Source organism: Motilibacter aurantiacus, from assembly GCF_011250645.1.
Classification (GTDB): Bacteria; Actinomycetota; Actinomycetes; order Motilibacterales; family Motilibacteraceae; genus Motilibacter_A; species Motilibacter_A aurantiacus.
In genome coordinates, this window is the sequence record NZ_JAANNO010000003.1 from 191,234 (window position 1) to 204,993 (window position 13,760).

15 protein-coding genes are annotated in these 13,760 nt (G+C 75.2%); 5 read left to right on the forward strand and 10 right to left on the reverse strand.

Annotated features, from left to right (window positions below):
• Nucleotides 1-124: 124 nt before the first annotated feature.
• The 5 genes from G9H72_RS07215 to G9H72_RS07235 all read right to left on the reverse strand — a co-directional run bounded on the left by G9H72_RS07215 (nt 125) and on the right by G9H72_RS07235 (nt 4,158).
• On the reverse strand, nt 125-523 hold the full coding sequence (locus G9H72_RS07215; RefSeq protein ID WP_166169363.1) for a cytidine/deoxycytidylate deaminase family protein: 399 nt from the start codon (nt 521-523) through the stop codon (nt 125-127).
• Complete coding sequence (locus G9H72_RS07220) at nt 520-1,962, reverse strand: hemolysin family protein (protein ID WP_166169365.1); 1,443 nt, start codon at nt 1,960-1,962, stop codon at nt 520-522. Before G9H72_RS07220 ends, G9H72_RS07215 begins: the two co-directional genes overlap by 4 nt.
• Nucleotides 1,959-2,432, reverse strand: a complete 474-nt coding sequence (gene ybeY / locus G9H72_RS07225) for an rRNA maturation RNase YbeY (protein WP_166169926.1) — start codon at nt 2,430-2,432, stop codon at nt 1,959-1,961. Before ybeY ends, G9H72_RS07220 begins: the two co-directional genes overlap by 4 nt.
• Before the next feature lie 109 nt (nt 2,433-2,541).
• Complete coding sequence (locus tag G9H72_RS07230) at nt 2,542-3,609, reverse strand: PhoH family protein (protein WP_166169367.1); 1,068 nt, start codon at nt 3,607-3,609, stop codon at nt 2,542-2,544.
• Nucleotides 3,610-3,777: 168 nt separating this feature from the next.
• Nucleotides 3,778-4,158, reverse strand: a complete 381-nt coding sequence (locus G9H72_RS07235) for a histidine triad nucleotide-binding protein (RefSeq protein WP_166169369.1) — start codon at nt 4,156-4,158, stop codon at nt 3,778-3,780.
• A gap of 296 nt (nt 4,159-4,454) precedes the next feature.
• Here G9H72_RS07235 and G9H72_RS07240 point away from each other — a divergent pair, with 296 nt between their 5' ends.
• Nucleotides 4,455-5,021 carry a SigE family RNA polymerase sigma factor gene (locus tag G9H72_RS07240; protein WP_166169371.1) on the forward strand — a complete coding sequence of 189 codons (567 nt, stop codon included), beginning with the start codon at nt 4,455-4,457 and terminating at the stop codon, nt 5,019-5,021.
• Complete coding sequence (locus G9H72_RS07245; protein ID WP_166169373.1) at nt 5,018-6,097, forward strand: Gmad2 immunoglobulin-like domain-containing protein; 1,080 nt, start codon at nt 5,018-5,020, stop codon at nt 6,095-6,097. The genes G9H72_RS07240 and G9H72_RS07245 overlap by 4 nt, the downstream gene beginning before the upstream one ends.
• Before the next feature lie 22 nt (nt 6,098-6,119).
• Here G9H72_RS07245 and G9H72_RS07250 read toward each other — a convergent pair whose 3' ends face one another.
• The 3 genes from G9H72_RS07250 to hrcA are packed head-to-tail and all read right to left on the reverse strand — an operon-like array spanning nt 6,120 to nt 9,021.
• Nucleotides 6,120-6,860, reverse strand: coding sequence for a 16S rRNA (uracil(1498)-N(3))-methyltransferase (locus G9H72_RS07250; protein ID WP_166169375.1), 741 nt, complete (start codon nt 6,858-6,860; stop codon nt 6,120-6,122).
• Nucleotides 6,857-8,002, reverse strand: coding sequence for a molecular chaperone DnaJ (dnaJ, locus tag G9H72_RS07255; RefSeq protein ID WP_166169929.1), 1,146 nt, complete (start codon nt 8,000-8,002; stop codon nt 6,857-6,859). The genes G9H72_RS07250 and dnaJ overlap by 4 nt, the downstream gene beginning before the upstream one ends.
• Nucleotides 8,003-8,004: 2 nt before the next feature.
• On the reverse strand, nt 8,005-9,021 hold the full coding sequence (gene hrcA / locus G9H72_RS07260) for a heat-inducible transcriptional repressor HrcA (protein ID WP_166169377.1): 1,017 nt from the start codon (nt 9,019-9,021) through the stop codon (nt 8,005-8,007).
• A gap of 175 nt (nt 9,022-9,196) precedes the next feature.
• Between hrcA and G9H72_RS07265 the strand changes: the two genes are divergently transcribed.
• Nucleotides 9,197-10,009 (forward strand): DUF3097 domain-containing protein, encoded by an 813-nt coding sequence (locus G9H72_RS07265; protein WP_331272074.1) that lies wholly within the window; start codon nt 9,197-9,199, stop codon nt 10,007-10,009.
• A gap of 145 nt (nt 10,010-10,154) precedes the next feature.
• On the forward strand, nt 10,155-10,805 hold the full coding sequence (locus G9H72_RS07270) for a DUF4870 domain-containing protein (protein WP_166169379.1): 651 nt from the start codon (nt 10,155-10,157) through the stop codon (nt 10,803-10,805).
• Between the two features lie 85 nt (nt 10,806-10,890).
• On the opposite strand, the gene hemW is transcribed toward G9H72_RS07270, so the two are convergent.
• A complete protein-coding gene (hemW, locus tag G9H72_RS07275) occupies nt 10,891-12,108 on the reverse strand; it encodes a radical SAM family heme chaperone HemW (protein WP_166169381.1) in 1,218 nt (405 codons plus the stop codon).
• A gap of 136 nt (nt 12,109-12,244) precedes the next feature.
• Between hemW and G9H72_RS07280 the strand changes: the two genes are divergently transcribed.
• Complete coding sequence (locus G9H72_RS07280) at nt 12,245-12,736, forward strand: SRPBCC domain-containing protein (protein ID WP_166169383.1); 492 nt, start codon at nt 12,245-12,247, stop codon at nt 12,734-12,736.
• Nucleotides 12,737-12,739: 3 nt separating this feature from the next.
• Here G9H72_RS07280 and G9H72_RS07285 read toward each other — a convergent pair whose 3' ends face one another.
• The gene (locus G9H72_RS07285) at nt 12,740-13,720 is read right to left on the reverse strand and encodes a helix-turn-helix transcriptional regulator (RefSeq protein ID WP_166169385.1); all 981 of its coding nucleotides are present in this window, start codon (nt 13,718-13,720) and stop codon (nt 12,740-12,742) included.
• Nucleotides 13,721-13,760 lie beyond the last annotated feature (40 nt).

The following is a 13,760-nucleotide window of genomic DNA, read 5'->3' on the forward strand; positions in this document are numbered from 1 at the left end:
TCGTCGCCCTCCTCGCGCGCGCTGAGCAGCGGAGCGCCCGGGTCGGCGGCGTCCGAGCCGTCCGCCTCCGTCACCCTGGCCGGGTCGAGGGCGGGTGCGTCGTCGCCCGGGTGCGCGCCGCTGGTCACGCGCCCCCGCCGGCCTGCCGCGTGCTGCGCACGACCCCGTCCGGGCCCGCCACGAGCACCGGCGTGCCGACGCCGCCGAGGTCGCGGACGGCGGCCAGGTCGTCGTCGGCCGGCACGTCCGCGTCGGTCACCACGACGGCGGCCTCCAGGGCACGGGCACCGCTGGCGTACGCCTGCGCGACCGCGGCCTGCAGCGCGCTGAGGGCGAGCGACGGCAGGTCGACCGTGGTCGCCATGTAGGTGCGGCCGTCCCCGTCCCGGACCGCCGCGCCCTCGAGGGCGGACAGCCGCGCACGCGCCGAGCGCGCCAGCGTCACCAGCTTGGCGTCCTCCGGGTGCAACGCGCCGTCGGCGCCCGCCGACCGCGCCGCACCTGCCGTCGGCTCCGAGCTCATGCCTGCACCTGCTCCTGGTCGTTGCGGAGATCGGGACTGGAGTGTGCCGCGCCGGGCCGGGCGTCCGCCACGCCGTTCCCTGCGGCAGCGGCCTCGGCCGGGGTTACAGGCCGGCCGCTGCCCGAGCCGGCTGCTGCGGCGTCGGCCGTCGCGGCGCCGTCGCGGTCGGCGGGCCCGGCGTCGGGCACGACGAGCACGGTGGCGACGCGGTTGCGTCGGCCCGCCAGCCCCTCGGCCGACAGCGTGATCCCCTCGATCTCGGCCTGGGCGCCGGGGATGGGCACACGGCCGAGCAGCTTGGCCAGCAGCCCGCCGACGGTGTCCACGTCCTCGTCCTCGAGGTCCTTGCCCACCAGCTCACCGAGCTCGGCGAGGTGCAGCCGTGCGCTCACCCGGAGCCGGCCGTCGGCGAGGTGCTCGACCTCGGGGCGGCCCCGGTCGTACTCGTCGCTGATGTCGCCGACGATCTCCTCGAGGATGTCCTCGATCGTCACCAGGCCGGCCGTGCCGCCGTACTCGTCGATGACGACCGCGATGTGGTTGCGCTCGGCCTGCATCTCGCGCAGCAGCGAGTCGACCGGCTTGCTCTCCGGCACGAACGCGGCCGGGCGCATGACCGACTCGACGCGCTCGGTGGACTCGCCGCGGTGGTAGTCGTGCGTGCGCTTGGCCAGGTCCTTGAGGTAGACCACGCCGACCACGTCGTCCAGGCCGTCCTCGATGACCGGGATGCGGGAGAACCCGCTGCGCAGGGCCAGCGACAGCGCCTGGCGCAGGGTCTTGCCACGCTCGATGTAGACCATGTCGGTGCGTGGGACCATGATCTCGCGCACGATCGTGTCCCCGAGCTCGAAGACCGAGTGGATCATCTGGCGCTCGTCGGCCTCGATGAGCGAGTTCTCCTGGGCCAGGTCGACCAGGTCGCGCAGCTCGGCCTCGGAAGCGAACGGCCCGTCGGCGAAGCCCTTGCCCGGGGTGATCGCATTGCCCAGCAGGATCAGCGCCGAGGTCAGCGGCGACAGCACGCGCGCCACGGCCCGGGTGGGCGCGGCCGACAGCAGCGCGACGCGGTCGGCGTGCTGGCGGCCGAGGGTGCGCGGCGAGACCCCGACCACGACGTACGACACGACGAGCATCACGCCGCCGGCGAGCGCCAGCGCCCGCACCGTCGTGTCCAGGGCCGAGACGCAGACGTAGGTGACGAGCACCGCGGAGAGCACCTCGGCCGCGGCCCGCAGGAAGGTCAGCACGTTGAGGTAGCGCGCAGCGTCGGCCTCGACGGCCTGCAGCGACGCGGCTCCGCGGCGGCCCTCGCGCACGAGCTCCTCGACACGTACGCGGCTGACCCGGGACAGCGCGGACTCGGCCATCGCGATGACCGAGGCCACCACGATCAGGCCGACCGCCAGGACGAGCAGCCAGAGCTCGCCGGACGTCACAGCCGACCCCCCGTGTGCCGGCGCTGCTCCTGCCACGCCCCCAGGAGCTGGCGCTGCAGCCCGAACATCTCCCGCTCCTCGTCCGGCTCGGCGTGGTCGTAGCCGAGCAGGTGCAGGATGCCGTGGGTCAGCAGCAGGTGCAGCTCGTCCTCGGTGGAGTGGCCGGCCTGCTTCGCCTGCTTCTCGGCCACCATCGGGCAGAGCACGACGTCACCGAGCAGCCCGGGCTCGGGCTCCTCGTCGTCGCGGGTCGGCCGCAGCTCGTCCATCGGGAACGACAGCACGTCGGTCGGGCCGGGCTCGTCCATCCACTGGACGTGCAGCCGCTCCATGGTGTCCACGTCGACGAGCAGGATCGACAGCTCGGCGAGCGGATGGATGCCCATGGCGTCGAGCACCGTGCGGGCCAGCGCGACGAGGGCCTCCTCGTCGGCCGGGACGCCGGACTCGTTGTTGACGTCGATGGCCATGCTCGGCTCAGCGTCCTCGTTCTCGATGTCGTCCGGGTCGTCGGGGTCGATGTCCGTCGGCGAGATGTCGGGCTGCGGGATGTCGCCCGGCCCTGGATGGCCCGTCCCGTCAGGCATGACGACCGCGACGGGGGCCCCCGGCGGGCCGGTCCGCCTGGGGGCCGCGGGAGGTGTCGAAGCGGTCGTACGCCGCCACGATCTCGCTGACCAGCCGGTGCCGGACGACGTCCTGCCGGGACAGCTGGCAGAAGGCGACGTCCTCGACGCCGTCGAGGATGCCCTGGACCTGCCGGAGGCCGCTCTCGGTGCCGCCGGGCAGGTCGACCTGGGTCACGTCCCCGGTGACGACCATGCGCGAGCCGAACCCGAGCCGGGTCAGGAACATCTTCATCTGCTCGGCGGAGGTGTTCTGCGCCTCGTCGAGGATGATGAAGGCGTCGTTGAGCGTCCGGCCGCGCATGTAGGCCAGCGGTGCGACCTCGATCGTCCCCTCGGTCATGAGCCGGGGGATCGTCGTCGGGTCGAGCATGTCGTGGAGCGCGTCGTACAGCGGGCGCAGGTACGGGTCGATCTTCTCGCTGAGCGTGCCGGGCAGGAAGCCCAGCCGCTCGCCGGCCTCGACCGCGGGACGGGTCAGGATGATCCGGGAGACCTGCTTGGCCTGCAGCGCCTGCACGGCCTTGGCCACGGCGAGGTACGTCTTGCCCGTGCCCGCAGGACCGATGCCGAAGACGACGGTGTGGCGGTCGATCGCGTCGACGTAGCGCTTCTGGTTGAGCGTCTTGGGCCGGATCGTCTTGCCGCGGTTGGACAGGATCGACAGCGTCAGGACGTCGGCCGGGCGCTCCTCGGTCTCGTCACGCAGCATCCGCACGCTCCGCTCGATGGCGTCCGCCGAGAGCCCCTGCCCGGTGCGCAGCACCGTGACGAGCTCGGTCAGCAGGCGCTCGACGAGCGCGGCTTCGGCGGGGTCGCCGCTGAGGGTGATCTCGTTGCCGCGGACCATGATGTCCACGGCCGGGAAGGCACGCTCCACGACGCGCAGCAGCTCGTCCGCCGGCCCGAGGAGGGCGACCATCGGCTGACTGGCCGGCACGACGATCTTCGTGACGGCCCGCGGGGTGTCCTTGCCCTGGCCCGCGGAACCCGCGGCCGGGGTGGAAGTGGTCTCAGCCATAAGTTCGCCGGTGCGGCCTGCTCCTGATCTCCTGCGTCGGCCATGGGTGGTCGAGGCTCGCTGCCTCGATGCTACCCAGCAGATGACCGCTGCGGCGGCTCGGAAACACACCCCGGGCACCCTTCTGCCGACAGCGCGCCCCGTCCACAGCCCAGGCGAAGGGCGCGCTCAGCCGGGCGGCCAGGTGAGCCGGCGGCCGGCGAGGACGTGCCCGTGCACGTGGGGCACGCTCTGCCCGGCGTCCGGGCCGGTGTTGAACACCAGGCGGTACGACGCGGCCCCCTCCCGGGCAGCCACCTCGCGCACCCCGCGCAGGACGGCCGCGACGAGCTCCGGGGCCTGCCCGGCCAGCTCCCCGACGTCGGCCACGTGCACCCGCGGGATGACCAGCACGTGGGTCGGGGCCTGCGGGCTCACGTCGCGGAACGCGAGCACGTCCGCGTCCTCGTAGACCCGCTCGGCAGGGATCTCGCCGGCCACCAGCCGGCAGAAGAGGCAGTCCGGGGAGGGGCTGGGGGGCTCGGGTGGGGAGCCGGGGGACGCTGCCATGGCCCGATGCTAGGGCCGCCGTCCGCACACCCTCACCGCGTGCCCTCGACAGCACCTCCTCGCCGGCAACTCCTCGACCGCTGCCCCGGCACGGCGTGCGGCGGGCGCCGGCGTGGGCTGCAAGAGTGGGGCGGTGCCGGGCCCCGTGCCCGGATCGCGGCCGGCCGGCTGTCGGCGGGGCGCGGTAAACCGATCGCGGGGGCTCCGCGTCCAACGGCGTGACCACCGCCCTGGCCCCGCCGCCCGCGCGCCCGTGGGCTCCCCGGCCGGGCGCTCCGACGACCAGCGGGAGGAACGTGCAGCGCGCAGGCGCGGACGGCTCGGCCGCGACGGGCCCGCGCCCGCCGCTCGACGAGCCCTCGGCCTGGTCCCCGGACGAGGCGGTCACCGCGCTCTACACCGCGCACTACCGCTCCCTGGTCCGGCTCGGCGCCCTGCTGCTCGACGACGTGGCGGTGGCCGAGGAGGTCGTGCAGGACGCGTTCGTCGCGCTGCACGGGCGCTGGCGTCGCATGCGCGACCCGGACCGCGCGCTGGCGTACCTGCGGACCACCGTCGTCAACCGCAGCAGGTCCGCGCTGCGCCGGCGCTCGGTCGCCCGGCGGCACGCCGAGGCGCAGCCTCCTCCGGCGCCGCTGCCCAGCGCGGAGGACGCCGTCCTGGCCGCCGCCGAGGCGTCCCGGGTCGTGGCGGCGGTCCGCCGGCTGCCGGCCCGGCAGCGGGAGGCGGTCGTCCTGCGCTACTGGCTCGACCTGCCCGAGGCCGGGGTGGCGGAGGCGATGGGGATCAGCCGGGGCGCGGTCAAGAGCCACACCTCGCGGGCGATGGCCGCCATCCGGGCGGCCCTCGGGGAGGCGCCGTGAGCACACGCCGGCACGACGACGAGCACGCGGCCGCCCGGCCGGACGACGTGGCACGGCTGCGTCGAGCACTGGAAAGGGAAGCGACCATGGTGGAGCCGAGCGGCAACGGGCTGGAGCGGATCCGGGAGCGCACGGGACGGCCGTGGTGGCGCTCCCCGGCGGCGGCGGTCTCGACGGCGGTCGTCGCCGTGCTCGCCGCCGGCGCCGTGGGGATCGGGATCGGGACGCTGGCCGGGAACGACGGCGACGACCGCAACGAGCCCGCGGCCGACCCGATCAACGCGACCGGCCCGGTCGAGGTGACCACGCAGCCGGCCCTCCCGCCGGCCCCGGCGTCCCCGGCGCCGACCCCGGAGGAGTCGACGCCCGCGCCGAGCGACGGCGCGGTCCCCGTCTACTTCGTCAAGGACGACGGCGACACGCCGCGGCTCTACCGGGAGTTCCACCGGGTGCGGGCGTCCAGCGGTGACGGCGCCCTGGTGCGGGCCGCGCTGCAGGAGATGGCCGGGGAGCCCGCCGACCCCGACTACCGCTCCCTCTGGGCCGGCATGGCCGTCGCGTCGTACGAGCGCTCGGGCGGCACGGCCACGGTCACCTTCGACGCGGCGGGCCGGGAGCCGGCCGCCGAGGAGGACGGCGACCCGATCGACGTCGCCGTGCAACAGGTCGTCTACACCGTCACCGCTGTCGAGCAGGACGCGGCGCTGGCCGTCACCGTCGTGGTCGACGGGCAGGAGGTCGCCGCAGGCGCGACACGCGGGGAGGAGAGCGACGTCGCCGGGCTGGTCTGGCTCACGTCGCCCGAGCAGGGGGCGACCGTCTCCGGGCAGGTGCGCCTCGAGGGCGTGGCCTCGGTGTTCGAGGCGACGGTCGGCTGGGAGGCCCGCCAGGGCGGCGAGGTGGTCGAGAGCGGGTTCGCGACCGCGACGGAGGCCGGGCCGGGCCGGGGCACGTGGAGCGCGACGGTGGAGCTGCCGGCGGGCCGCTACGAGCTGCGGGCCTTCGCCCCGGACGAGAGCGGGCTCGAGGGCGAGGGCGTGCTCGGCGAGGACACCAAGGAGGTCGTCGTCCGGTAGCGGCGGCGCGGGGGGGCGCGCGTCAGCTCCAGCGGGCGGTGCGGCTGAGCACCACGGCGGACGCCACCGCCCCGGCGGTGGACGTGCGCAGCACGCTCGGCCCGAGCCGGTACGCCCCGGCCCCCGCTGCCCCGAACGCGGCGATCTCCTCCGGAGCGACCCCGCCCTCCGGGCCCACGACGAGGACGACGTCCCCGGCCGGCGGCACCTGGACGTCGGCGAGCGGCGCGGATGCCTCCTCGTGCAGCACCGCGCCGAGTGCGGCGCCGGCGAGCAGCCGCGCCACGTCCGTGGTCGAGGCCGGCTCGGTCACCTCGGCGAAGCGCGCGCGCCGGGCCTGCTTGCCGGCCTCGCGAGCGGTGGCCCGCCAGCGGGCCAGGGACTTGGCCGCCCGGTCCCCGCGCCACTGCACCACGCAGCGCGCGGCCTGCCAGGGGATCACGATGTCGGCGCCGACCTCGCTGAGCGCCTCGACGGCGAGCTCGGCCCGCTCGCCCTTCGGCAGCGCCTGGACGACGACCAGCCTCGGGGCGGGGTCGGGGTCGACCGCGAGATCGTGCAGGTCGACGTGGATCGAGTCCTTGCCCGTCGCCGCGACGACGCCGCGACCCCGCGTGCCCGAGCCGTCGACGAGCTCGACCGGCTCGCCCACCCTGAGGCGGCGTACGGTCGCGGCGTGCCGCCCCTCCGGCCCGTCGACGAGGACCGGCCCGGGCCGCGCGGCGAGCCGCTCGCCGGGCACGACGAAGACCGGAGCGGTCACCGCCCGTTGAACGCGTCGCGCAGCCGGGCGAAGAAGCCCTGCTGGCCGGGGCCGAACTGGCCGACGGGCCGGTCCTCACCGCGGCTCTTCGCGAACTGACGGAGCAGCTCGGCCTGGTGGTCGTCGAGCTTGGTCGGCACCTGCACGTCGACGTGGATGAGCAGGTCACCGCGGCCGGACCCGCGCAGGTGCTGGACGCCGCGCTCGTGCAGCGGGATGACCTGCCCGGGCTGCGTGCCGGGGCGGATGTCGATCGACTCCGAGCCGTCGAGCGTCTCGAGGTCCACCCGCGTGCCGAGCGCGGCCGCGGTCATCGGCAGCGTGACCGTGCAGTGCAGGTCGTCGCCGTGCCGGGTGAACAGCGCGTGCGGGCGCTCGACGATCTCCACGTAGAGGTCGCCGGCGGGGCCGGCGCCCGGGCCGACCTCCCCCTCGCCGGTCAGCTGGATGCGGGTGCCGCTGTCGACGCCGGCGGGGATCTTGATGGTGAGCGAGCGCCGGGTGCGGACCCGGCCGTCGCCGTCGCACTCGGGGCAGGGGTGCGGGATCACGCTGCCGGTGGCCTGGCAGTTGACGCAGGGCCGGGTGGTCATGACCTGGCCGAGGAACGAGCGGGTCACGTGCTGGGTCTCGCCACGGCCCTTGCAGATCGGGCACACCTCGAGGCTGGTGCCCTCTGCGGTGCCCTCGCCGTGGCAGGTGGGGCAGGCGACCGCGGTGTCGATCTGGAGCTCGCGGGTGGCGCCGAAGGCCGTCTCCTGCAGGTCGAGCTCGAGCCGGATCAGCGCGTCCTGGCCGCGCCGCTGGCGGGTGCGCGGCCCGCGCCCGCCCGGCCCCCCGGCCGCCGCGTTGAAGAACGCGTCCATGATGTCGCTGAAGCCGAACCCGGCCCCGAAGCCGGCGCCGCCGGGCATGCTCGGGTCGCCGCCGAGGTCGTAGCGCTCGCGCTTGGCGGGGTCGGAGAGCACCTCGTAGGCGCGCGTGACCTCCTTGAACCGCTCCTGCGTGTCCGGGTCGGGGTTGACGTCCGGGTGCAGCTCACGGGCGAGCCTGCGGTATGCCCGCTTGATGTCGTCGGCCGAGGCGTCCCGCGAGACGCCCAGCAGGGTGTAGTAGTCCGTTGCCGGCTCTGAGAAAGGCACCGTCACGACTCCGCGAGTATCTGGCTGACATAGCGCGCGACGGCGCGGACCGCGCCCATCGTCGAGGGATAGTCCATGCGCATCGGGCCGAGGACGCCGATGCCGCCGAGGGCCTGGTCGCCCCGGCCGTAGCTCGTGCTGACGACCGCGGTCGTCGTGAGCCCCTCCGGGTTCTCCGACCCGATCCGCACGGTGAGCGCCGTGGGGCTGGTCGCCTCCCCGACGAGGCGCAGGAGCACGACCTGCTCCTCGAGCGCCTCGAGCACGGGGCGGATCGTGTAGGGGAAGTCCTGCCCGAAGCGCGCCAGGTTCGAGGCGCCGGCCAGCACGACCCGCTCCTCGCGCGTCTCGACCACCATCTCCAGCAGCGCGGACACCACTGCGGTGACCGCGGGCCGGTCCTGCTCGGCGAACTGCTCGGCGAGCTGCTCGACCCCGTCGGGCACCTGTGCGAGGCGGACTCCCGCGATCGCCGCGTTGAGCCGGGTGCGCAGCCCGCCGACGAGCTCGTCGGAGACCGTCGCGTGGGACTCCACGACGCGCTGCTCGACGCGGCCGGTGTCGGTGATGAGCACGAGCAGCAGCCGGTTGGCGCCGAGCGCCACGACCTCGACGTGCCGCACGGAGGAGCGGCTGAGCGAGGGGTACTGGACGACGGCGACCTGCCGGGTCAGCTGCGCGAGCAGCCGCACGGTCCGGGCCACCACGTCGTCGAGGTCGAGCGAGCCGTCGAGGAATGCCTGGATCGCCCGGCGCTCCGGCGACGAGAGCGGCTTGACCGAGCTGAGCCGGTCGACGAAGAGCCGGTAGCCCTTGTCGGTGGGGACGCGGCCGGCGCTCGTGTGGGGCTGGGCGATGTAGCCCTCCTCCTCGAGCGCGGCCATGTCGTTGCGGATCGTCGCCGGGGACACCCCGAGGTTGTGCCGCTCGACCAGTGCCTTGGAGCCCACGGGCTCCTCGGTGCGCACGTAGTCCTCGACGATCGCCCGGAGGACGGCGAGCCTGCGCTCCTCGGTCACAGCACCTCCCGCTCGTCCGGCCAGCACCGTCGGTCACGCAGGGCCTGGCACTCTCCTGCGGCAAGTGCCAATGCTACGCGGGAAGCGCCTCTCGTGCCGGGCGCGTGCAGAGGACCCGAGCGGGCCGGCGGCGCGCCGCCACCGCCCCGGCCGAGGTCGCGGCTACGGTCCCGGGGTGCTCCCGTACGGCCCGTCCGCCCTGCCCTCGGCCCCGCGCAAGGTGCCACCCCCCGAGGTTCCGGCCGACCTCGACCTCGTGGTCGAGGACGCCGTGACCGGCTTCTGCGGAGCGGTGGTCGCGGTGGAGAAGCAGCCGGAGGGCACCGTGATCGTGCTCGAGGACCGGCACGGCAAGCGCCGTTCCTTCCCGGCCGGGCCGGGCTTCCTCCTCGAGGGCAAGCCCGTACGCCTCGTCCGCCCCGTGAAGGCCGTCCCCACGCGGGCCACCCGCACCGCCTCCGGCTCGGTCGCCGTCCACGGCCAGCGCGCCCGCGTCGCGCGCGGCAGCCGGATCTGGGTGGAGGGCAAGCACGACGCCGAGCTGGTGGAGAAGGTCTGGGGCGACGACCTGCGCATCGAGGGCGTCGTCGTCGAGATGCTCGACGGGGTCGACGAGCTGCCCGCCCAGCTGGCCGAGTTCGGCCCCACCGCGAGCAGCCGGGTCGGCGTGCTCGTGGACCACCTGGTGAGCGGGAGCAAGGAGAGCCGGATCGCCGCTCAGGCCCGCTCGCCGCACGTGCTCGTCCTGGGCCATCCGTACGTCGACGTCTGGCAGGCCGTCCGGCCCGCCGTCCTCGGGATCGCCGCCTGGCCGGACGTCCCTCGCGGCGTGCCGTGGAAGGAGGGGGTCTGCGCGGCGCTCGGCTGGCCGGTCGACCCGCCGGCGGCCTGGCGTCGGATCCTCGGCTCGGTCAGGACCTACGCCGACCTCGAGCCCTCGCTGCTCGGGCGCGTCGAGGAGCTGATCGACTTCGTCACCGCGAGCTGACTCCCGCGGTATCACCGGCCCGGCCCCCCGCATCCGCTCCTCGACGTTCCGGGGTGACGCAGCAGGCCCGGCGCGGGGACCTCGGTCCCTCGCGCCGGCGTCGGGCTGATGGGACACTCCCGGGAATCGCGAGGGAAGGAAGCACATGACCGACAGCCCCGAGGGCCAGCCCCAGCCCGGGATCGACTACAGCAAGCGGCCCGCCGCGGGCCAGGCGGGCGGGCAGGCGACCCCCGGGCCGGCGTACGAGCAGCCGGCGTACGGCCAGGCGGCCTACGGGCAGCCGGCGTACGGCCAGCCGGCCTACGGGCAGCAGGGCTACGGCCAGCCCGGCCAGCAGGGCTACGGCCAGCAGGCGTACGGCCAGCCCGCAGCCGGAGCCCCCGCGGGCTACGGCGGCCCGGGCGGCTACCCGAACGGGCTGCTCGGCCAGGGCCAGCTCGCACCCAACGACGAGAAGGTGTGGGGGCTCATCGCCCACCTGTCCGGCTTCATCGGCGTCGTCATCGGCTTCAGCTTCATCGGCCCGCTGGTCGTGCTGCTCGTCCAGGGCAACAAGTCCCCGTTCGTGCGGCGGCACGCCGTCGAGGCGCTGAACCTGCACATCGCGCTGACGATCCTGGCCGTGGTCGGGGTCGTCCTCGCGGTCGTGACGCTCGGGCTGGGGCTGATCCTGGTGATCCCGCTGTTCATCGCGATGGGCATCTACGCCCTCGTCGTGATGATCCTGGGGGCGATCAAGGCCAACAACGGCGAGGACTACCGCTACCCGCTCAACTGGCGGCTGGTGAAGTAGGCCCGGCCCTTCGCGCGAACGGCGGTGCAGCAGTTGCTGCACCGCCGTTCGACGTCCGGGCCGGGCGGGCCGACGCGTCCGGCCGTCAGTCGACGAGGTCCCGCACCACGGCGTCGGCCAGGAGCCGGCCGCGCAGGGTCAGGGCCACCTGCCCCGCGTCGTACGCGCCCGTGTCGAGCAGCCCCTCCCCCACCATGCGCTTGGCGGCCGCGGCCCCCTCGGGCCGCAGGTCGGCGAGCGGGTGGCCGGCGCGCAGCCGGGTGCCGAGCAGGAGGCGCTCGACCCGCCGGTCCTCGTCGGCCAGCACCTCGCGTGCCCGGGCCGGGCTGCGCCCGGCGGCGAGCGCGGACGCCCAGGCCGCCGGGTGCTTCTCGTTCCACCACCGGGTGCCGCCGACGTGGCTGTGCGCGCCCGGGCCGAAGCCCCACCAGTCCGCGCTGCGCCAGTAGAGGACGTTGTGCCGGCACTCGGCCCCCGGCCGGGCCCAGTTCGACAGCTCGTACCAGCCCAGGCCCGCCCCGGTGAGCAGCTCGTCGGCCAGCGCGTACTCGTCGGCCATGAGGTCGTCGTCCGGGACCGCGATCTCGCCGCGGCGTACCCGGGCCGCCAGCCGGGTGCCCTCCTCGACGATCAGCGCGTACGCCGACACGTGGTCCGGGCCGGCCGCGAGCGCCGCCTCGAGCGTGCCGCGCCAATCCGCCAGCGTCTCGCCCGGGGTCCCGTAGATCAGGTCGAGGCTGACCTGATCGAACCCGGCCTCCCGGGCCAGGGCGACGGCCTGCTGCGCGCGGCCCGGGGTGTGGCGCCGGTCCAGCGTGGCCAGCACGTGAGGCGTCGCGGACTGCATGCCGAACGAGACGCGGGTGAAGCCGGCGGCGCGTAGCTCGGTGAGGTAAGCCAGGTCGACGGAGTCGGGGTTCGCCTCGGTCGTCACCTCGGCTCCCGGTGCCAGGCCCAGCTCGTCGCGCACGGCCGCCAGCGCGGCGCCCAGGTCGGCCGGCGGCAGCAAGGTCGGGGTGCCGCCGCCGAAGAAGACCGTGGAGAGCGCCGGCGCGCGGCCGCCGAGCACCCGGGCCGCGAGGCGTGTCTCCTGCCGGATGCTGTCCACCCAGGTGGCCCGCGTGACCCCGGGCCCCAGCTCCTCGGCGGTGTAGGTGTTGAAGTCGCAGTAGCCGCAGCGCGTCGTGCAGTACGGCACGTGCAGGTAGGCGCCGAACGGCTGCTCCCCCAGCCGGGCCGCGGACGGCCCGGGAAGGGCGCCGTCGGAGGGCGCGGGCTGGCCGTCGGGGAGGGTGGAGGGCACGCACCATTGTTCCCCACGCGCCGGGCCACTGGCTTCGACGAGCGCCCGGATCGCGGCGCGGTGCATCTGGAGTGCCCGGCGCGACTCTGTAGAGCCGGAGGCGGAACCCCCCGCCGCAGCCTCGACGGAGCCCCGCATGCGCACACACGTCTTCAGCGTCTACGTGGCCGCGGCCACCAGCCGGGTGTGGACCGCGCTGACCAGCCCGCAGGTCACGCCGCACTACTACTACGGGCTGCGCACGGAGTCCGACTGGAGCGTCGGGCACCCGGTCGCCTTCCGGGCGCCCGACGGCCTGCTCGTCGCGGCCGGCGAGGTGCTCCGGGTGGAGCGCGGCCGGGTGCTCATGTACTCCCTGGCCGACCCCGGCCACGACGACGGCCCGGTCGACCCGGACACGTCGGACCGCCGGCCGGCGACCTGGGTCTGCTTCGAGCTGCACCCGCGCGAGGACGGGCTCACCCGGCTGCGGCTGGTCGTCGACGAGCTCGAGTGCGGCTCGGAGGAGGAGGCGGACGAGACCGAGCTCGTGTGGTCCCGGCTGCTCGGCGGCCTCAAGGCCCTGCTCGAGGCCGGGGCCGTGGGCCTGCCGCGCCAGCGCGGCGCGGTCCTGCCCGAGAACGGGTGACGCTCAGCCCCCGCTCGTGGCGGCCAGCTCGCCGGCCCGCTCACCGAGGCGCACGAGAGCGGCGGCCAGCTCCGGCGGCCCCTCCACCGCCAGCCGCAGGCCGGACGTCGCGGCGATCATGCTGATGCCGACGGCGAGCCACTCCACCGAGTCCCCGATCGCGTGCAGCCTGCTGCGCTCGGGGCCGTCGGCCTCGAGCTCGCCCATGCCCGGCCACACCGCGGCGCGCGCCTGCTCCAACGGGGCAGCGATGCGGACGAGCGCCCGCGGCCGGTTGGGCACCGAGCGCAGGTTCTGCGCGACGTACGCCGCCGCGTCCTCGGCGGGCAGCTCACGGGGGGCGAAGCGGACCCCGTTGGCAAGCGGGCGCGTCACCCGGTCGACACGGAAGGTGCGCCAGGCGGCGCGCTGCAGGCACCAGGCGACGAGGTACCACCGGCGCCCGCGCGAGACCAGGCGGTACGGCTCGACGAGGCGCGAGGTCTCCGTGCCGTCGTGGCCGGTGTAGGCGAACCGCAGCTGCTCCGAGCCCCGGCAGGCCTGCGCGATCGCGACCAGCACGTCGGCGTCCACCGACGGCCCGCTCCTGGCGAACACCGTCGGGACCGTCGCGTCCTGCACCGCGTTGACCCGGTGGCGCAGCCGTGGCGGCAGCACCTGCTGCAGCTTGGCCAGCGCCCGTAGCGAGGCCTCCTCGATCCCGGCCACGCCGCCCGCTGCGGTGCGCAGCCCGACCGCGATGGCCACGGCCTCCTCGTCGTCGAGCAGCAGTGGCGGGAGCTTGGCCCCGGCCGCGAGCCGGTAGCCGCCCTGCGCGCCGCGGGCGGTGTCCACCGGGTAGCCGAGCTCGCGCAGCCGCTCGACGTCGCGCCGCAAGGTGCGCGGGCTCACGTCCAGCCGCTCGGCCAGCTCGTTGCCGCCCCAGTGGCGGTACGTCTGCAGCAGCGACAACAGGCGCAGGATGCGGGCGGTGGGGTCGGACATGCGCTCAGCGTCCCGCACTTTGTGGTCAGGACGTGACCGC